This is a genomic window from Methanobrevibacter sp. (assembly GCF_017409525.1).
In the GTDB taxonomy this organism is placed as follows: domain Archaea; phylum Methanobacteriota; class Methanobacteria; order Methanobacteriales; family Methanobacteriaceae; genus Methanocatella.
This window is the reverse complement of record NZ_JAFQSO010000003.1, coordinates 13,115-33,680: the sequence shown is the minus strand read 5'-3', so window position 1 is coordinate 33,680 and position 20,566 is coordinate 13,115. Positions and strand designations below refer to the sequence as shown.

Sequence of the window (20,566 nt, the reverse complement as noted above, 5' to 3'; positions counted from 1 at the left end):
CATCTACATGACTTTGACGCTGGATTTTACTGTGTCCTTGATGTAAGTCACCTTGACAGTGTATGTCTTGCCTTTCTTGAGCTTCTTTATGACATTCTTGCGCAAGGTCTTTTGCGCAACACCTTTTGCATTGGTCTTGACCTTATAGGTCTTGCCGTTGAGCTTGAATGACACCAGCTTGCCTTTCTGGAGCTTTCCGTTGATTTTAAGTGTTGCCTTCAAGGTGAATTTCTTTGCAGTCTTTTTGACAGTGAGCTTATATGCAGTCAGAACGTGCTTTACGTTGACAGTGTTCTTGAAGGTCTTTCCATTGTAGGTTGTCTTGATGGTGTACTTGCCCGGAGCCTGCGTTATCTTGATTTTGGCGACTCCGTTGCTGTTTGTCCTAACTGAGACAGTCTTGCCGTTGATTGTGAACTTGACTATGGCACCGGCGCCTACAGCATGGCCGTCAGCAGTCACGACCTTAACGCTGAAGCATGAGCCTGAAGAATAGTCCACTGCAATGTCCCTGTTGCCTATCACTTCACTATCGTCCCTAACGGTGTAGACCTTGAGACAAACTGTTTTGTTCAATAATGCAAAATCCGTCCAGCTTTCGCCATTATCGCTTGCCAGAGATGTGCCGTTCAGGTAATGCACCCTTGACCATGCCTGGTATGGAACCGAATTGCTTTTAAACACTACCTTGAAGATGTCATCTTCCCTGATTGGAATGTACTTACTTAAAACGATTGTCCTGAAGCCTGCAAACTCGCTGGTTCCACTCTGGGAATGGACCTTTTCGCCATTGATGAAAACATCAAACGAATAGTCGATTCCGGACTCGTTGAAGTAGGTTCCCACCGCTCCGATGAGCTCGTCATATTCTGATGTGAACTCATTTGAATAGTATGTGTAGTTTTCATCAAAGCCCGCAAGGCAGGTGAGATCTGTCTGATAGTTGACATGGTAATCAACAGTATTCTCGAAGATGTAGGCCACTGCAACCCTTTGGGGTGCAATTGCATAATAGTCTATCTGCGGGAAAGTGGTGTATGCAAGCGGGCTGAAGCCGTACAGGGAATCCTTGGCTATCCAAACGCCTTTCTGGTCATCGTGGATTGGAACACTGTCGTCCCATCCTATGAGTGAAACGAAATGTGTGTCGTGATCCATGATGGCGATGTCCTCGCCTTCAGTCGGTATTTCCTCTTCAGGCTCATTCACCCACTTTTGAACAGATACCGCTCCATATTTCAGTATGGCCCTTTTCAATTGGTCTATGGTATCGTTCAATCCTGTGTAGATGAAAATGGCATCCTGCAGGTGAATCCTCTCCGTGTCCATGTCAACATCTGTAATCATTCCACGGTCATCGTATTCACTGTCCATGGCAAGGACTCCGTACCAGCTCAATGCATAGCCCAGGCCGCTGTATGAAAATCCGGTCAGGCTGTTTCTCAAATCGCCTACATCATAGTATTTCAGCTGCAACTTCTGTACATAGTTCTGGGATAGGTTGTATGCGACTCCGGTTGATTTGAGAAGGGAGGTTTCAAGTGACGCCACTGTGGCAAATGCCCAGCAGTCATCGTTGTCCCCCTGAACCTTTACCGGTGTTACCCATCCCCAGTCACGAGCATCAAACTTGGATGGAAGCTCATCGACCACTATTTCATTGCATGTGAGATTGATCCTGATTCCCCTGTTTTCGATGCTGAGGATATAGTCATGGTTGTCCAGAAGGAATATGTCATCGTTTTTCTCGACGTTTTCAAGTTCGCAATCGCCTGCAAAGTCCGCATAGACTGAAAGTCCTCCATTCTCAAAGACACAATCCGAGAAGCATAAATCAACCTCATGCGCATAGATTGCATTTGTCGCATCGGATGACTCGCCGTGAGCCCTATTGTCCCTGAAAGAGGACCCTGCGATTGTCAGATTGTGCTTGTCGAAGTATATCGCTCCGGCAGTTTCAGCGGCGAGATTGCAGATGAAGCTTGAGCCTGTGATGTTGAGATTGGTCCAGGAGGAATATATCGCTCCCCCCTCAAAGCCTGCAGTGTTGTTTTCAAAATTGCATTCAAAGACGTTCAATGTTCCGCCAAGGATTGATATCGCCCCTCCGAACCTGGCGCTGCAGCCAGTGAAATTGGAATTAATGACATTCATGGTTTTAGGAATGTTATGGGAGGCGGAATCAAGGTCAATGTGAATTGCCCCTCCATCGTTTCCGCATGAGAGATTTTCGAACACGCAGTCCCTGAACACAAACGGATAATTCATGACCGGCTCACTTGAATAGATATTCGGGAAATACTTTGCAAGAATTGCCCCTCCGCTTAAGTTGGAACGGGAATGCACGAACCTTGAGCCTGAAAGCTCAAAGCGGTCCCCCTTGAACTCGATTATGGCGCCGTTCCTGTATGTGAAGTCCTCAAAGGAGGAGTTGGTAACGATCAGCTGCCATCTGCTTGTAAAAATTGCGGCTCCCCCATTGCAGTTTCCATAAAATCTTGAATCGCTGACGGTTGTTCTTGAATATTCACCCTTTATCATATGGTTGGCCAGGTTTGAATGGAAACTGCAGTTGTTTGCAACAAGCTCGGAATCGGAATATGACACGATCATGTCACTGTTCGAGTTATTGAATCCTGTGAAACTGACATTGTTCAATGTGACCTTTCCATAGTTTGACAGGACCGATACGTTGAAGTTTTTGAAGGTCACATCATTGATGACGATTTCCCCTTTGGCATTTGGAAGATAAAGGGATGCTCCGCTTCCGGCACCGTCAATGACATGACCTTCACCGTCAATCACAAACTTGTCCTTAACTACAGAAACCAGGATAAAGCCCCATTTTTCCAGATTGACCTTGTCAATGCTTTCATTGAACCTGTAGTCATGGGTTAATTTCAGCCCCTCACCGGATTCGTTGATGTCCCTGGAAAGGGCAGTGAAGGATGATTCATCCTCAAAACTGCCTCCATCTCCCCCTGAACTCAGATTCAAATCCCAATTCGCTTCCATGCTTGAGTGTTGATTGCTGTTCCCATCAATGCCGGAGGTGATTTCGCTTGCCGAAACGGCCGAAACGCTCAACAGGATGCAGACAACAATCAGAATTACAAAGATTTCAGATTTGACTTTCATTTTGTTTCCCCTATTGAATTTGAAAAATTTTATAATTATAATATACTATAAATTATACGGTTTCTACAATATAGATTATACGGTTTTCATGCTACAAATTATATGCAACAGCTGCTTTTCCAATTGAAAAAGGAGTCAAGGTTTACTAAAATGTCATGAAACTCAAAATGCATTCCATTGATGGCAAAACAGGAATCATCAAAAGCATGCTTTGCAATTAAAAATAATTTAATTCATGAAAAATTAAAAAAAAGAAGAAAATGAGTTTAAAACTCATCTAAAGTTTCTTTCCGCATTCCGGACAGAACGGGGCATTGCCCTGAACTTCGGTACCGCATTCTTTGCAGAATTTGGCGGTGTTTTGCTGGGCAGGTGCTTGCTGCAATGCTGCAACATTGCCCAAGGCAGGATTTCTGTTTTCGATTCCATCGGTGTCTATGCTCAAGAGGAATGAGCAGAACAGTCCGTAGAATGACAATATTATCAGGCATATGTCCTCAGCCAAGTACCAGTATCCATTGCTATATGAAGGAGTGTAGTATGAATATGAGTAATAGCTGGAGTAATAGGATGAGTAATAGTGTGAGCCGAATATGTAATTTGCCAGTGTGTCATACAGGGAATAGAACGCTGATGCCAGACATATCACAAGAAGTATTGCGCATATAATGGCCAGAATCTTGTTGAACTTGATAGTGTCTTTCGGAACTATAAGGAATATTCCAGGCAATGCGATTATCATGGCCCTTACGAAATCGTTGTATAGCATGTTGAATCTATAAAGGACAATGCATGCAAGAATAAGAGCCAGTCCGAAGAGTGTCTTGTTGTCAAAAGTAATTTTGGATTTGAAACCATCAAAAGTCATTTGAATCACCTACAGTTTTTTCCCGCATTGTGAACAGAAAGTCAAGTTTGCATTGACTTTTGCACCGCATTCTTTGCAGAATCTTGTATTCGCAGCCGCATTCATATTGGCGTTTGGAATTGCAGCGTTTCCGACTGAGCCATCTGTTGGAATGAACAGGAGATATGAGCAGAACAGCTCATAAACGTGCAATGCTATAATTAAAACATGTATCACAATATACAGTTGTCCATAACTGATATAAAAATAGAAACCTGAATTATATGATATAAGTGTCCATATATAGAAGAGCAGGCTTATCACTACAACAATTCCGCACACGATGGCCAAAGCCTCATTGTGCCTTAATTTCTCATATGGGAGCACCAGAAATATTGCCGGCAGGAGCACCAGTATGCATCTCACTGCATCGAGATACAAAATGCCCGCACCCATCATTGCGACCATGGCAATTATAGGCACTATCCCAAACCATGCTTTCTTCTCATAAGTAAGCTTAGATTTAAAATTTTCATTCATAAAATCACCATTTTCCTAACTGAAAATAAGAAATATTTTCACATAATATATATCTTTATACAAATGAGTATTAATAATTAATCTTCATGGCGAATGAGCTCATCGACAATTTCATCGCCAACGCTTGTCAGGCGATAGAGCCTTCCACGATGGACCTCCTCATTGATGCACTCCGCAACGCCTGATTCCTTCAGCTCGCGAAGGACCTTTGAGATATGATTTCTCCTGATTCCAGTGTCCTTGGCGATCTTTGTCGGAGTCTTGACATCGTCCTTGAGCGTCTTTGCCGCCTTTGTCCTGTAAGAAGAGATGCCAATATAAGCCATCTTTTTTAACATTTCATCATCCATAAGTTCACCTGTTCTATACTATGTTAGTAACATGATATAAATATTACAGTTACCTGCTGTACTTTCGCACATCGAGCTTCCAGTTCTTTTCGGCAAGCTGCCTGTCGGTCTGCCTCCACTCAAGGCCCTGCCTTTCGGCATTCTTTTTCAATGTCTGCAGGCTATGGGACTTCAAGCCTGTGCCCCTATAGTGCCATAAATCGTCCTTTCTGTAGACGTTCAAAAATCCGGTATAATTGGATTGCTTGTCCTCTTCAACGGATTTATGGGCCAGCTCCTCATCAAGGATGCTCCACTTGAGGCCGTGCATCCTAACCAGAAACTCCAGGTCCTTCAGGTTTGAGGCAGTGTGGGATTTCTCACCGAAAACGTATTTCCAGCTCATGTCGTCCATCAGGTAGACGTTCAAAAATCCTGAAAATTTCATGTATAATAATCTTTCTTTAGAGTTTTAAATACCTTTTCACATGCGGATGCATCTAGACCAAAGCCATTCAATATTGCAATCTTTTGTGAAAGTGCCGTTAGATACAAATCATCTACAAAAAAATAGCTGTTCATCATGTCATCTATGCATTTGATGGACTCATCATGCATTTTAATGTCATCTAAAATCAGTGCCCTTTTAAGCTTCAGCCTTCTTGGAATCTTCAGCTCGCCCAAAAAGGAATCGTTCAGTTCCAAACCCAAGTGGTACCGGCACAAGCCTGAGCCGAAACGTGCGCAATCGGTATCTTTAACATTCAATGATTCATTAAAACAATCCAAAGCATCTCCATACCTTTTAAGCTTGATTAATGTTGAAGCCTTCTTGTTCAATAGCTTGGATATGATTTTAGACTTGAAACTGGAAGGGCTTGAAAGCGCCTTGTCGTAGCTTTCAAAGGCATCCTCATACTCGCCCCTTGCGAAATGCTCGTCTCCGGCATAGATATTGCGCTTGATTGGCGGGAAATTGTCCCTCTCCTCGTTTGACTTTTTAAGCAATAGCTTATGATAATCGACATCCCTTAAATTGTTATCCGCCATCACAGCCTTCCTGTAATGCCTTAAGGCCTTGACATAGTGTGACTGTTTGAAAAGCGCCCTTGACTTCAAAAGCAACGCCTCCGCATAAGCGTCGTCATAGCATATCGCCTCATCAAAGCATTTGATGGCTTTAGGATACCTTTCGGCCTCAAGATAGGAGATGCCCTCATCAATGACGTTCCTTATCTCGATTTCCCTTCTGAGGTGCTTTTCCAGAAAGCACCTGTTCAGCCTTTCGAACTGAATTCTTGCGATAAAAAAGTCATCAATGCCCATCCAGGAGGTCTTGATATCATCCACCTGAAACCTGACCTTATCTTTAAATTCAAAAACAGTAAAATTAAAGCTATAGGCGATTTCGCCGTCGCCTCTTGATAGGACATATTCATCAGGAATGTTCAGAGGGTTCATCATATTATATCTTTATGAACGCCCCTAAATATTATTACGGTTCGGCCATGAAAAAAAGTGATATAGGAGTCAGAAGTGAAACGAGATGCAAAAAAAACATGGCCGAACCGCTGTCAGATTAACTAAATTTCACTTGAAATTTCAAATAATTCATAATCAAATACATACCATATTCTATTTTGACTTTCAACAATTTCCTTAAGCTCGCTCAAACTTCGAGCCCTTATCACATATCCCCTTTCCTCATAACACCAGAATTGCCTGAATTTCGATACCCTGAAAATTCCAGTGCCATTTTCCTCATAATTTCTCTTAAGTTCAACTTCCAGTTCCTCTTCGATTGCAAGCATGATTTGCCTAAGCTCCAAATCCCTTACTTGGTCCAGATCAAGGACGCCCCAATCGATTGCCTTCAACGTGTCAGCATTTACAAAATCAATGATCTCCTGTGCGTATCCTGCGAAATCTAACATGCCCACCTCGAAAATCCTACATCCTCAAAAAGTCATCGATCAGTGCGATGATGAACCTGTTCAATGGATTTTCAAGCGACAGATACTTCCCGCCAGGCCTTCCGGATCCGAACTCGGCAAAATACGGGGTCTGGCCGGCCTCATCGACTGTGGCCCCCAAGGTAATCTCATCGCCCCTGATTTTTATTCCGTAGTCAGCAAGGTCAATGAAATGAACAGAATCAAGGTCATTTGTCCCGAAAGTCTTTTCATCACCTGCGATTTCAATTGTGAAAACCGCCTCGCCGCCAGTGATTTCACCTGTCAGATAGCAGATTCTCAAATAGATGCCCTCGGATGCTATTTTCCTTTCGATGAATTCGAAAAAACCGTCATCCATGCTGTCGTATGTGTACTTCTCATCGGCTATGCCCGCATAGGTCGGCATGCAGCCGTCTTTTGTCAGCTCGTCTACAAAGAAATGGAATTCGGGATGGTTGTTCACTGCTCTTATAACTGTTCTTCTTACATCAATATTATTCTCTCTGATGATTTGCATGTTTTCTCCTCTAATGATGATAGTCAAGTTTCTTATCTAGAATGAAATCTAGACAGGTCGGATTACAAAGGTTTTCTAAGCTTAATCCGGCGGGTTCGATTAAGCGACAATAAAGTTTAAAAGAACACTACGCTCCATGCAATAGTTTTGTATGCTTGTGGCATTGTTATCAACTCCCTAAAACAGTTGAATTCGTATATAGGCAAATTTCTTCGATATAATGGTGTGGTCAGCTTATATCAATTTAAGTATCTATATATAATTATGTCTTCAGGTGATATATAAAGTTTCTGATTTCAGGGAAATATTTCCCAAAAAATGAAATTTAAAAAAAAAGTAAATGTTTGAAGGGGCCTAAAGCTCCCCTCTCTGGCGCCTTTCATCCAGGTACTTGAGCCCCAGATCACCTAGCTTGTACTTCTGGATCTTTCCGCTTGTGGTGAGCGGGAACTCGTCAACGAAAAAGACGTATTTAGGCACCTTGTACCTTGCGATTGAGCCTATGCAGAAATCGCGTATGTCGGCTTCAGTGACATCGTCAAAGCCTTCCTCTTTTATGATGAATGCCCCCACAATTTCACCGTACTTCTCATCCGGAATGCCTGCAACCTGCACATCCTGAACGCATTCATGGGTGAAAAGGAACTCCTCGATTTCACGCGGATAGATGTTTTCCCCTCCACGGATAATCATGTCCTTGATACGTCCGACAATGGAATAGTATCCGTCCTCATCGACTGTAGCAAGGTCTCCTGAGTGAAGCCATCCGTCAGGCTCGATTGTCTCTGCGGTCTTTTCTGGCATGTTGTAGTATCCCTTCATGACGTTGAATCCCCTGCACATGATCTCGCCCGGCTCTCCGACGCCGACTTCCTCCCCAGTTTCGGGATCGACAATCTTTACCTCGATGTTCGGGAACTTGCGCCCGACAGTGTTGATTTTCTTCTCGAAAGAGTCGGCGGCATTTGTCTGGGTGAAGCCCGGAGCGGCTTCGGTGAGGCCGTAGACGCTGGTGATCTCCTTCATGTTCATCTTCTCGATGGCATCCTTCATGGTCTCGACAGGGCATGTGGAGCCCGCCATGATTCCAGTCCTAAGTGAGCTCATGTCGAACATCTCGAACATCGGATGGTTCATCATGCCTATGAACATTGTCGGAACCCCGTAGATTGATGTGCACTTCTCCTTCTGGATTGATGATATCGCAAGAAGAGGGTCGTATTCCTCAAGCACAACCATGGTGGAGCCGTGGGTTATCACTGCCATCACGCCAAGAACTGTCCCGAAGCAGTGGAAAAGAGGCACCTGAAGCAGAAGCCTGTCCTCAGGGGAGTAGTTCATGTTCTCTCCTATGTAGTAACCGTCGTTGACGATGTTTCTTGAAGTGAGCATGACGCCCTTAGGGAACCCTTCAGTTCCTGATGTGTACTGCATGTTTATCACGTCATGCTGTGTGACGGAGTCCTTTATTTCCTGATACTTTTCATCATCATAGCTCATTCCCAAGAGGAGCAGCTCGTTGGTGTTGTACATTCCCCTGTGCTTTTCCTGGCCCACATGGAAGATGAACTTCAGGTGAGGGAACTTCTCGCTTACGAGGTTTCCACGTGCGCAGTTCTTCATTTCAGGGACCAGTCCGTGAATGATGTCGAAATAGCTTGTGTCCCTGAACCCGTCGGTCATTGCCAACGCCTTCATGTCGGACTGCTTGAGCACGTATTCAAGCTCATGTGACTGGTAGGCGGTGTTGACGGTCACGATTGTTGCGCCTATTTTTGCTGTTGCGAACATGTAGGTGAGCCATTCAGGCACGTTCTTGGCCCATATTCCCACATGATCTCCCTTCTCAATTCCGATAGCCAGCATTCCCTTTGCTAGGTTATCTACCCTTTCATCAAATTCCTTATATGTAAATCTTAAGTTCCTATCCGGATAAACGATAAATTCGTGGTCTGGCTGCTTTTCAACCATTGATTCGTAAAACTTCCCTAACGGAAGCTCTGTAAATAGTTCAGACATGCTTTTCACCTCATGATAATTTCAATAAAATAACTTCTCCCAATAATGCAAACCTCTAATGCAATCCCAAGTGCAAATCCAAGTCCTGTGTGTGATTTCTTTTTGGCTTTAAAGTTATTTTACTCATCTTGACAACCTCAGTATGGAGTGTAAAGTACAGCTAATATCTTAGCGTCGTTTTCGCCGGTCGCATGAAGGTGATGAGGGACCGCTGAGTCATAAAATATTGTGTCGCCTTCACCGATTGTGAAAGTGTCCTTTCCGTAGATGACCTCAATCTGGCCTTCAAGAACATAGATGAACTCCTCACCCTCGTGAGATGAAAGCTCCTTTTCGCCCTTCTCATACTTGATGTCTATCATGAACGGGTCTATGTTTCTGTCTATCTTTCCTGCACCCAGTGAGTGGAACTCAAGGTTTGTGGCATTTGTAACGTCTTCCCTTCCTGAGAAGTACAGTGAGTTTTCGGTTACCCCTCCACGGGTCACGACAGGCCCGAGTTCAGGGGTGTCGTCTAAAAATGTGCCCAGGCGAACGCCCAGAGCCCTTGCCATCTTGGTCAATGGAGTGAGTGACGGTATGACTTCACCCGCTTCCATGGCCTCCAGAACCTCCTGCTTAACGCCGCTTCTTTGGGCCAGTTCCTCTATAGACATGTCCTGTCTTTCTCTTATGTCCTTAATTTTTTTTGCAAAATCCTCGTTTGTCATATTTTCACACAATTTCTTTGAATCTACACTTAAAACAATTTAAGTATTTATAGATATATTTGACAAGCTATTTAAAAGTAACCTAAAATTAGGTACATTCCGTTTAATTTCACAAATCATTCATTAAAAGAGAGTGAAAAAATGTTCAATCTGAAATAAATTTTGCATATAAAAAGCAACCTTATCAGATTTAAAGTTTGCAAATGTCGTGTTAGCGGATACAGTTGATATTGAGGGCATTTGGCAATATCCATCTAATCGTCAGCTATAGGAAAAAGCAGACATCCACAAAATAGTCATAGATATCATTGCGTTTGGAAAATTCCCTCATGTGCCTTGAAATCTCAACCACAGTCGAGCCCAACTCATCCATCCGTTTTCCATTAAGATTTTCAAAAGAGTAGATGAAATCCATTGTATCTATATCCGGCTCCACCGTCAAGGTGATTTCACCTAAAAAGTCATATCTTCCAGTGAAATCCTCAAGCTCATCCATGAAAATCCTTTGAGTATCATCCAAATTTTCATAAACCTTTTTCAAAAAGATCACCTGTCAACATACTTTTGCAAGTTTATATGAGAATTCAGGGCTTTAAAATCAATGCTTAAAGATATTAACCTAATTAAATAAATATTTTTTCTTTTATTTAAAGGAAATTCTCCACAAATAAAGCAATACTTGCCAACGACAGCAATATTAAAACTAGAAAAAGGCCCTTGCTATTTTAAGATAAAATCAATCCCGAAGTTCTCCGGAAACTCCATCTTCAGGGCGTTTATGATGTCCTCGACCAGGGCATCCTTGAGAGGACTGCCCTCAAAGGTGAAATCGGTCAAAGACCCTCGCTTCTCATCCGGAAGATACTGCGTGTGGATTCCGACAAAGTAATCCAAGGACTCCTTATAGATCTTCTCATATTCCATGGTGTAGTCAAGCATCATCGCCTCAATGTCGAGACCGGAATCCCATCTTGCATCGTACTGGCGGATGTTGATGCAGTGACGATTATCGGCATCCTCATCGACTTCCTGCTTGGTCTCATAAATCAGGTCCTTTGCCTTTGCGATTTCCATGTCCATGACTTCCTTGTCCATTCCGTTGGACTGGTTGATGTAGTGGGTGATTTGAGAGTTGTCAATGCCATTGAGATATCCAGGATTTCTGAAATAAAAAAGAGCATGCTTTACTGGAGGAAGCTCGGTCAGCTTGCCGTCGATGCACTTGTCGAACGGCGTTAGGGCATGCATGATGGCCAACTCTGTGATTGAAACGTTTCCAATAAAGTCAACAAGTTCAGGATACTCATCCAATGTAAGGCCGTCAATGTCATTCGGGCATGGCCTCCATCCCAGTTTCTGGCCCCTGAAGCAGATGAAAATTGTCCTGTCGGCATCTATGCATCTCAAGTCCTGCAATATGATCCTGCGGGTGAATGCCTCTTCAGGCACGGAAAATGCAACGTCCTCATAGGAAACGTCAATGCCGTGCTTCAGGCAGATTTCCCTGACTTCGGGATAGACCTCCCTTATGAAAAGCAGGTACTCCCCGAACATGTCATAGAATGTACTGTTGATTCTCAATGAAACATGCTTTCTATCCATCAAAAAACCTCACGTGTAATGTTTGTTAAACATCATATAAATAATTTAAATTTAGAAGAATGATTTTAAAAAAAGAAATGAGAAAATAAGGATATCAATCCCTATTTTTAAATTATTCCAAGTTTTAAAGCGGTATTCTCATCCACTTTTCCAGTGACCTTCAATCCGTTGGCTTTCTGGAACTGCTTGACGGCCTTTTCGGTGTAGATGTCGTAAATGCCGTCGACTTTAAGTTTATGGCCGTTGGACTTGATGTAGTAGCCATTGCTTTTCAAGGCCACCTGTATCTTTTTGACGATTGCCTTGTCCTTGCTTCCTTTGGACACTGTCTTGAAGCCAGTTTTCACGGTCAGTTTAACCTTTTTGAACACCTTACTGTAGTTGTCGTCTCCCCTGTAGGTTATTGCGGCTGTGTATGTTGCGGCCCTGGTCAGTTTTGTGAGGCGGAATGTTGCCTGGCCGTTTTCATCTGTTTTTGCATAGTATGTCTTGCTGTTGACCTTAAGGGTGACTGTTGCGTTTGCCATCGGATTGTCGTTGCTGTCCTTAAGGATTACCATGTATTTCTTGGTCTTGTCTGTTGTCTTGAATGTCTTTGCGGTCGCATTAATCACAGGTGTCGCCTTTTTGATTGTGACGTTAACCGCTTTTGCTGAGTTGTAATACTTGGCGCTACCGTTGAAGGTTATCTTTGCATCATAGATGCCGGAAGCCAATCCATTGGTTGAAACCTTGACGGAACCGTTCTCATCAGTGCGGTATGTTTCGACGCCGTTTACATCAACAGTTATGTTCTCACAGCTTATAGGAGTGCCGTTAGCGTCTTTCAATGTAATTACCAGATACTTGTCGGCATTGTAGGTTGCAGTGATAGGGTCTGCATCAATTTCTGTTGGAATCCTGCTTACGGTGACAGTGACGTTTGTTGAATTTATAGCATAGATTTCGCCATCACCGACTTCAACTGTGATGATTGCAGTGCCTTCGCCAACAGCAGTGACAACACCATTTTCATTCACAGTAGCAACAGAGTTATTGCTGGAAGTGTAGGCGATATCAAGCAATATTGTATCAGGACTTTTGGTAGCATTGATTGCATATGTTTCGCCAACATTCAAATCCAAAGTGTCGTTGTCAACAGTGACGCTGGCATCATTCAAGCTAACAGTTACAGTGATAGTCTTGTTTTCAGCAGCTGCATATTTATTATCGCCTGCAAAGGAAACAGTGATAATTGCTTGACCTTTACCTTGAGCAATAACATTGCATTCATCATCAAAATCAACAACATCATAATCACTGGATGTGAAAGTGACATTACCTGCACCGGCTGGAGTCAGATTAGCGACAATGACAGTCTCATCACCGACAAACAAGTCCAGTGAAGCAGGATCAATATTGATTTCAGTAGGTATTTTGCTTACAGTTATAGTTACATTTGTGGAATTGACAGCATAGGTTTCGCCATTGCCGACAGTTAATGTAATTATGGCTGTACCTTCACCTACGGCTTTTACATTACCATAATCAGTGACTGTAGCAACGGATTCATTGCTTGAGGCATAGTAAACAGTCAGGAACCTTGGATTGGCTGTAGCATCAATTATGCAGGTATCACCAACATTTAGATCTATCGTATCGTTTTCAACGCTGACGCTTGCATCATTCAAGGTTACATTAACTGTAATGGTTCTATTTTCAGCCGCTTTGTATTTATCGTTGCCTGCAAAGGAAACAGTGACTGTGGCAGTACCTTTGGTGCGTGCATAGATGATGCCGTCTTCTGATACCAGTGCAATTTCTTCATCACTTGATGCGTATGTTAGATTTCCTGCCTCCGCAGGAGATAATGTTGCCAAATCGCCAACACTTTTATATGCTTTCAGTTCAATAGTCTCATTCCCTAGAGTAATATTGGTAGCTATTCTGCTTACTGTTACAGTCACTTCAGTTGAATTTTCAGCATAAACACCATCTCCACCAACTTTAACCATAATAGTGGCATTACCTTCTTTCAATGCAGTGACAACACCATTTTCAACGCTGACAACACCAGAGTTATCAGGAACATAAGTAACATTCAAGCCGACAGGATCAGTAGTGGCAACAATAGCGAAGTTATCGCCAACGAATAAATCCAAGGTAGAGTTATTCACACTGACGCTGGCATCATTCAAGTTGACAGTTATTGTAACTGTCTTGTTTTCGGCTGCAGCATAGTTGTCATTGCCTGCAAATGAAACAGTAATTAGAGCAGTACCTGCTCCGTTAGCCTTGATTACACCGGTTGATGATACGCTAACGACACGGGTGTCATTTGAAGCATAACTTAAATTACCTGCATCAGAAGGACTTAATTCAGCTGAAACATGCCCCATTGCACCAATAGACATTTCACCGGTAGAACTGGCAATTGTAATTTCAGCAGGTGCCTTGTTTACTGTAATGTTGACTTTTTTGGTTGCAGAGTTATGGTCTTCGTCAGGGATTGTTGTTACTGCCAATGTGTAGTTGCCAACATCCAAGCCAGAAATCGGAATTGTATAATTGTTGACAACAGTAACGTTATTTTCATTGATTTTAGCTGTGATTCCAGTTGCGCCTTCAGCCGTAACAGTGACGTTTTTAGTTTCGCCATAATACAGAACAACATCACTGACATTAACGGTTGAATTGGCTTTAACAATACTTATAGTGGCATAGTTTACGGTTACATTGCTTAATCCGATATATGATGCATTGACCTGATAATCTCCATAATCGTCAAATGTGTGTTCCGCCCACCAGATGCCGCCATCAGCATAAGTTGCATTAATTTCAGTGCCATTTGGTAAGATAAATAGTAATTTACCAGATATAATTTCATTTTTTATAATATTGGATTTTGCAGTAATATTTACAGTCTTATTTGTGGTTTTTATTTCAGTAACGTTAACATGGAATTTCATGTTTGTTTTTATTGTTTCGGCTCCGGTGTAGTAGGAATCCTCATCGTGGCGGACACTGATATAATAGTTTTCACTAGCAATTATATCCAAAACAATTGTACCGTTCTCATCTGTGACTTTAACCTCATTTATAACAAGTTTATCATTAGCAACTACTCCAATTGTTATGTTTTGACCTGCTTCCTTATTGGACCCGGACTTGGTGGAACTGATAGTTGTAATTCCGTTTGCACCCCAATATGTCACATTGTTAAAGGTGACTTCAGCATTATCTCTAGAATAAATCGCATTTAAAAGGTTATTCTGACCCATAAATGTGATTGTAATATTGTTTTCATTTTTGGTAACTTCTAAAGATTCTGCATTTGCCCTATTATTTAAAAAAGTAGAATTTGAAATAGTGAGAGTATGTGAAGAATGCTTGTTGAAGTAAATTGCAGAACCAATAGTCGCTTTATTGTCAGTGAAATTACAATTTACCACAGCACCATCCTCATAGAAGCAAACTGCACCACCACCACCTATACTTACTTGATTATTAGTAAAATTACAATTTTCAACAGTACCAGAACTGTAGAAGCAAATTGCACCACCCCAATAATCACCAGCAGTGTTATTAGTAAAATTACAATTTTCAACAGTATGGGTAGAACCTGAACTACTAAAGTAAATTGCTCCACCACGACTAGATGCAGTGTTATTTGTAAAATTACAATTTGATACAGTACCAGAACCTTCAAAGTCAATAGCACCACCACGACTAGATGCAGTGTTATTTGTAAAATTACAATTTGATACAGTACCAGAACCTTCAAAGTCAATAGCACCACCACGACTAGATGCAGTGTTATTTGTAAAATTACAATTAGTTACATCACCATTACTATTAAAGTAAACTGCACCCCCATATCTAGCAGCGTTATTAGTAAAATTACAATTTATCACCCTACCGGATTTAGCAAAGTAAACTGCTCCACCAGCATCATTAGCATTAGCATTTTCAATAGTTAGATTTTCAATAGTCACATCATCTGCTTGAACATTAAATACTCTTGCTTGGCCTTTGGCATCTATTGTGTATCCGTTACCGTTGATTGTTACTGGCCTATTAATAACAATACCTTTTGCAAATTCCTCATCATAAGCTGGATCAAAATAATAATCATTTGTCAGATTAACTTCGGAAGCATCATTGGCATTGATTGTATGATTCAATACCCAGAATGTACTTTTTGGAATAATTATAATTGTTATTGTTCTCTTGATTGGTTTGAATTCTGCATATTCCGTATTGAAAATAGCATAATAATAACCGACCGGCAAATCTACAGTCCATCCTTCACCGCTTAAACAACTGTAATTGCCAACCCAGCTATCATTATTTTTATAGTATATGCTTATTGAGATGTTTCCATTATCTACAGGCTTGCCGCTGTTTGTTTTCAAGTCAAATGTTAATTTCTCACCGGAATTATAAAGTATTGTGAAATTACCAACATTCAGTGTAGGCGGAAGAATACGTGTTTGATAAGTTGTATCTGAATCTGTTTTAAAAATACATGTATCTGCAGTAACACCCAAATCAACATAACTATAGATAGCTCCACCATACTTAGAAGCAGTGTTTCCAATAAAATTACAATTTAATACATTACCAGGATCCAAAAAGTAAATTGCTCCACCACGATTAGATACTATGTTATTTGCAAAATTACAATTTGTCACATTACTAGTATTATACCATAAGAAAACTGCACCACCAACTTCAGCGGAATTATTAGTAAAATTACAATTTGACACATTACCTGAAACCATATTGATAGCACCACCATCAATGGAAGCAATATTATTAGTAAAATTACAATTATTTATATTGCTTTCCTTTTCAAAGTCAACAGCACCACCAAATTTGGCAATATTATTAACATAATTACAATCTATTACTTTACCCTTTTGCTTAAAGAAAACTGCACCACCGCTATCAGAAGCTTTGTTAAGAGTGAAATTACAATTTGCTACAGTACCAGAGTATATCCAGATGGCCCCACCATGCTTAGAAGCAGCGTTATTAGTAAAATTACAATTATTTATATTGCTTTCCTTTTCAAAGTCAATAGCACCACCATACTCGGCAGAGTTATCAGCAAAATTACAATTTAACACACTTCCTGATTTATCAAAGTAAACTGCACCACCATATCCAGTTGCTTTGTTTTTAGTGAAATTACAATTTGTTACACTACCAGAACTGCCGAAGTAAACCGCTCCACCGTCGCCATTATAGTTGGCGTTTTTAATTATTAGATTTTTAATTGTTACATCACTTGCCTTAATGTCAAATACTCTTGATTTGCCTTTGGCATCTATAGTATATCCTTTCCCATCAATAGTGATGGTTTTATTGATTTTAATTCCGCTAGAATCAAAACCATCATCATATTCGTAGTTTCTGCCTAATTCTAATGTGCCGCTAGATATTGCAGTAATATTATTCTGTAGTTCAGAAAATGTTCCTGCATTTCTTTCACTTATTATTCCTTCATCATTTGATTGTCCAATTGCTTGACTGTCATCATTAACACTTACTGCATCAGTTTGAGCCATTTCAATAAGTGCTGTATCTTCACTAGCCATTGTCGCATCATCCGCATCCGCCGCACTTACGCTGGCAATGCTTACGAGAAAAATAGCCAATATAATTATAATCATGCTTTTTTTGTATTCCATATTCCGGTACTCCCTGAAAAATATTTTGCTAAAAATGTTTTATATTAAACGAATAATCTTTAAATGTATTGTTTTTGCCTAAAACATTCAATACAATTTAAAGTCTATGCCCAGACATATAAATATATAACTATCATGACAGATAGGAAAGCCATATTTATAAAAACTATTTATTATTCGGCCATTAGAAGGTATACAGATAATTGATTTTATAATGTAGTAGATTAAACAGATATGTCTAACTATGAAAATAATTAAGCATCACTGCAAGCAAACAGGATAACATATAAAAATAAGTATATTCAAGATGATGGATGTATACGAAAATATAAAAAAATGAGGAAATGAATCCCCGCTTATGGAAAGCAGGAATCAATCTCAGTGAAAAAAAATGCATATTGCTACAATTTAATATATGCCTGAACAGCTATATAAGGTCTTCCGCAGGCGCTAAAAAATTAATAAAACATGAAATATTCGTGACTACATGTATAGGAAACTATACATGAGCATCAATCCAAATAGGAGGTATTCAAATGCCTTCAGGAATAGCTAATATAATTGAGCAGGAAATTTTGAAGTGGTGGAATGGTCTAGGTCCCAATCAAGTAGGATATAGAAAAAATTCTTGTAAAAAAAAAGAAAAAAATTGTAGATGAAAGAAATCATCTACTTAACGGTTATCTTAGGTTTTACTGTTTTTGCATTGTAGTATTTACTGCCCGCATATTTTATAGTAGCTGTAAATTTACCTTTTTTAGTCAATTTCAAAGTGAATGTAGCAATACCTTTAGTATTGGTTTTAGCAGAGTATGTTTTGCCATTAACTTGTAAAGTAACTTTGGTATTCTTCATTACTTTGTTTTGATTGTCCTTTAAAGTAACTGTATATTTTTTGGCTGCTTTAACTTTATATGTTTTAGCAGATGCAGTCATTTTCGGAGTTGCTTTTTTAACTACGATTTTAGCGGTTGTTGCATCATTTCCATATGTTATTGCTGCAGTATATGTTGCAGGCGCTAAAGTAATAGGCATTGTAGCCTTACCATCGATACCAGTTGTGATTGGTGTAACCTTATTATTAATGTTGACATTAACGATCGCATTTGCTATTGCATTTCCCTTGCTGTCAATTAAATTAACAACAAATTTATTGCTAGTGCCATAAGTTTTGGTAAGATTCTTTGCAGTTAAAATAGGATAAACCTCAGCAACATTGAAGGTTACAGCATTTGATGTGGATGCCTTCAAGTTATTATCCCCATTATAGCTAGCAGTTACAATGTAATTGCCAGGTTCTAAATCCTTAAGTGTTAATATGGCTTTTCCATTGCTGATTACAGCATTCTTATTTTCACCGTTGACATTGAAAACGACATTGCCACTGGCGGTTGTTGGTGTCAATGTAGCAGTTAAAGTAGTAACACCATTGCTTTGAGTTGATGTTAATGCAATTTTTGAATCCGCTTTTGAAATTGTTAGTTTAAATGTTTTTTGCTCATTGTTTGCAGGATTAACAGCAGTTACAGTGTATGTGCCCACGCCCAATGGAATATTTGCAGAAGCAACACCGTTGGAGTTGGTTGTTGCAGAGTATGATGCGGTTCCTATTTTAAAGGTGACCTGTCTGGAAGCTAACGCTTTACCTGCGGTGTTTAAAAATGTTGCAGTGACTTTGGAATTTGAAAAGGTGCCACTTGCATCATTAGCTGTAACAGTTGATTTTACAGTGACATTGGATGTTGTTGAATCACTTCCATATTCTGTTAGGACATTATGAGTTCCGACAGGCAAATTCAAATCCAAGCTAGCCCGACCATTGGAATCTGTAGTAACGGTTGAAGTTTTTCCATTGACTGTGATTTTAACATCTACATTTGATAAAGCCTTATTATCTTTAGTTAGTCTAATAGTGAATTTTTCAGAACTTCCATAATATTTTGTTAAATCAGCTGCATCAATTACAATATTGGCTTTAAATATGCAGTCAACTGTGACTGTTCCGTACACCCCATCATCATCCTCGCCCTTGTTGTTTGAAAAGATGCATCTTTCGGCATAGCCTCCATATCTTTTTCCGCCAATTGTACCTGCAATTGCATATATAGCTCCTCCGTCGCTTTCTGCAGTGTTACTTTTGAATGTTGAATCTTCAATCAGGTTGGTGTAATAAGTGGTTGAAGAACCTGACCTACCTGTACTGTCGAAATAGACTGCACCTCCCTTGCTTGATGCATGGTTGGATGTAAACTCGCAGCCACTTATGCTTTGCTCTTGGCTTGACCAGACTGCGCCTCCGCTTTTTGCTGTGTTTGATGTGAATATGCAGTTTACGGCATTTACGCCCCCAATGGCAGCACCTCCCCTGTCGCTTGCTTCATTGTATAAAAAGGAACAGCCATTCAATTCAAGTTCGCTTCCGCTGCTTACGGCACCACCGTCGGTTGCATTATTTGATATGAAAACACAATTTGTAATATGAAAATTACCACCTCTTGTCGCCCCACCATAGGATGCTTCATTGCTTGTAAAGGTTGAATTGGTGATTATAACATCACCGCTGCCTGTATGGTCTATTGCGCCTCCCCATTTTGCCTTGTTGCCTGTAAAAATACAGTTGCTTATGTCCATGCCCCATGAATACGAATAGATATCGGTAACGCGTTCACCGTAGAAAGTGCTCCTAGTGGACTGGATGGCTCCCCCATATTCACCACCATTGCCGTTTAGAAAAATCACGTTTTTCACTGTGAGCTGGAAACTATCGGTACGACCAAAGTTTTTTTCACCGTAAGTCAGCTTGAAAATTTTTGATTTAGAAAGCCCGTTTATAGTGTGGCCGTTTCCGTCGATGGTGATGCTCTTGGTGATTGTGATTCCGTCAGTGCTGAATCCATCATCATAATTATAATCATTTTCCAAAGTTATTGTAGAACCTTCAGAAGCACTGTTAATCTTCTTTTGCAGTGCCGTGAATGTTCCGGCATCATTAACACCAATTACATCATCATTATCCGTTTGTTCAATTACTTGATTTTCTTCAATGCTAATAACATCTTCAGTTGTTTCATCTACACTAACAACATCACTTGTGGTATTATCTGCTGCACTTACAGCAGAAACAGCAAACAACAAAACAAGGATGATTGTTAATATAAAAATTATTTTCTTGTTAAACATGTTTTTCCCCAAATTTTTTTATTAATTGATATATATTTATGCACAACATTATAT

General features: G+C 40.5%; 14 protein-coding genes. All 14 read right to left on the bottom strand.

Going from position 1 to position 20,566, the window contains the following annotated elements:
* Positions 1 to 3: 3 nt before the first annotated feature.
* The 14 genes from IJE64_RS01115 to IJE64_RS01050 all read right to left on the bottom strand — a co-directional run bounded on the left by IJE64_RS01115 (position 4) and on the right by IJE64_RS01050 (position 20,512).
* Positions 4 to 3,138 carry a lectin like domain-containing protein gene (locus IJE64_RS01115; protein WP_292780805.1) on the bottom strand — a complete coding sequence of 1,045 codons (3,135 nt, stop codon included), beginning with the start codon at positions 3,136 to 3,138 and terminating at the stop codon, positions 4 to 6.
* 277 nt (positions 3,139 to 3,415) lie between these two features.
* Positions 3,416 to 4,006, bottom strand: coding sequence for a zinc ribbon domain-containing protein (locus tag IJE64_RS01110; protein WP_292780803.1), 591 nt, complete (start codon positions 4,004 to 4,006; stop codon positions 3,416 to 3,418).
* 9 nt (positions 4,007 to 4,015) lie between these two features.
* Positions 4,016 to 4,525 (bottom strand): zinc ribbon domain-containing protein, encoded by a 510-nt coding sequence (locus IJE64_RS01105; RefSeq protein WP_292780800.1) that lies wholly within the window; start codon positions 4,523 to 4,525, stop codon positions 4,016 to 4,018.
* A 77-nt stretch (positions 4,526 to 4,602) separates the two neighbouring features.
* Positions 4,603 to 4,875: a helix-turn-helix domain-containing protein gene (locus IJE64_RS01100; RefSeq protein ID WP_292780797.1), complete on the bottom strand. Its 273-nt coding sequence runs from the start codon at positions 4,873 to 4,875 to the stop codon at positions 4,603 to 4,605.
* 49 nt (positions 4,876 to 4,924) lie between these two features.
* Entirely contained in the window at positions 4,925 to 5,302 is a 378-nt protein-coding gene (locus IJE64_RS01095; protein ID WP_292780794.1) for a hypothetical protein, read from the bottom strand.
* Entirely contained in the window at positions 5,299 to 6,318 is a 1,020-nt protein-coding gene (locus IJE64_RS01090) for a tetratricopeptide repeat protein (protein WP_292780792.1), read from the bottom strand. The genes IJE64_RS01095 and IJE64_RS01090 overlap by 4 nt, the downstream gene beginning before the upstream one ends.
* Before the next feature lie 119 nt (positions 6,319 to 6,437).
* Complete coding sequence (locus tag IJE64_RS01085; protein WP_292780790.1) at positions 6,438 to 6,788, bottom strand: hypothetical protein; 351 nt, start codon at positions 6,786 to 6,788, stop codon at positions 6,438 to 6,440.
* Between the two features lie 16 nt (positions 6,789 to 6,804).
* The gene (locus IJE64_RS01080; RefSeq protein ID WP_292780787.1) at positions 6,805 to 7,326 is read right to left on the bottom strand and encodes a hypothetical protein; all 522 of its coding nucleotides are present in this window, start codon (positions 7,324 to 7,326) and stop codon (positions 6,805 to 6,807) included.
* A gap of 354 nt (positions 7,327 to 7,680) precedes the next feature.
* Complete coding sequence (locus IJE64_RS01075; RefSeq protein WP_292780784.1) at positions 7,681 to 9,345, bottom strand: AMP-binding protein; 1,665 nt, start codon at positions 9,343 to 9,345, stop codon at positions 7,681 to 7,683.
* 137 nt (positions 9,346 to 9,482) lie between these two features.
* The gene (locus IJE64_RS01070) at positions 9,483 to 10,055 is read right to left on the bottom strand and encodes an XRE family transcriptional regulator (protein WP_292780781.1); all 573 of its coding nucleotides are present in this window, start codon (positions 10,053 to 10,055) and stop codon (positions 9,483 to 9,485) included.
* A gap of 265 nt (positions 10,056 to 10,320) precedes the next feature.
* Positions 10,321 to 10,596: a hypothetical protein gene (locus IJE64_RS01065; protein WP_292780778.1), complete on the bottom strand. Its 276-nt coding sequence runs from the start codon at positions 10,594 to 10,596 to the stop codon at positions 10,321 to 10,323.
* A gap of 179 nt (positions 10,597 to 10,775) precedes the next feature.
* Complete coding sequence (locus IJE64_RS01060; RefSeq protein WP_292780775.1) at positions 10,776 to 11,657, bottom strand: hypothetical protein; 882 nt, start codon at positions 11,655 to 11,657, stop codon at positions 10,776 to 10,778.
* 107 nt (positions 11,658 to 11,764) lie between these two features.
* Positions 11,765 to 17,332: an Ig-like domain-containing protein gene (locus IJE64_RS01055; RefSeq protein ID WP_292780773.1), complete on the bottom strand. Its 5,568-nt coding sequence runs from the start codon at positions 17,330 to 17,332 to the stop codon at positions 11,765 to 11,767.
* Positions 17,333 to 18,001: 669 nt separating this feature from the next.
* The gene (locus tag IJE64_RS01050; RefSeq protein ID WP_292780771.1) at positions 18,002 to 20,512 is read right to left on the bottom strand and encodes an Ig-like domain-containing protein; all 2,511 of its coding nucleotides are present in this window, start codon (positions 20,510 to 20,512) and stop codon (positions 18,002 to 18,004) included.
* Between the last annotated feature and the right edge of the window lie 54 nt (positions 20,513 to 20,566).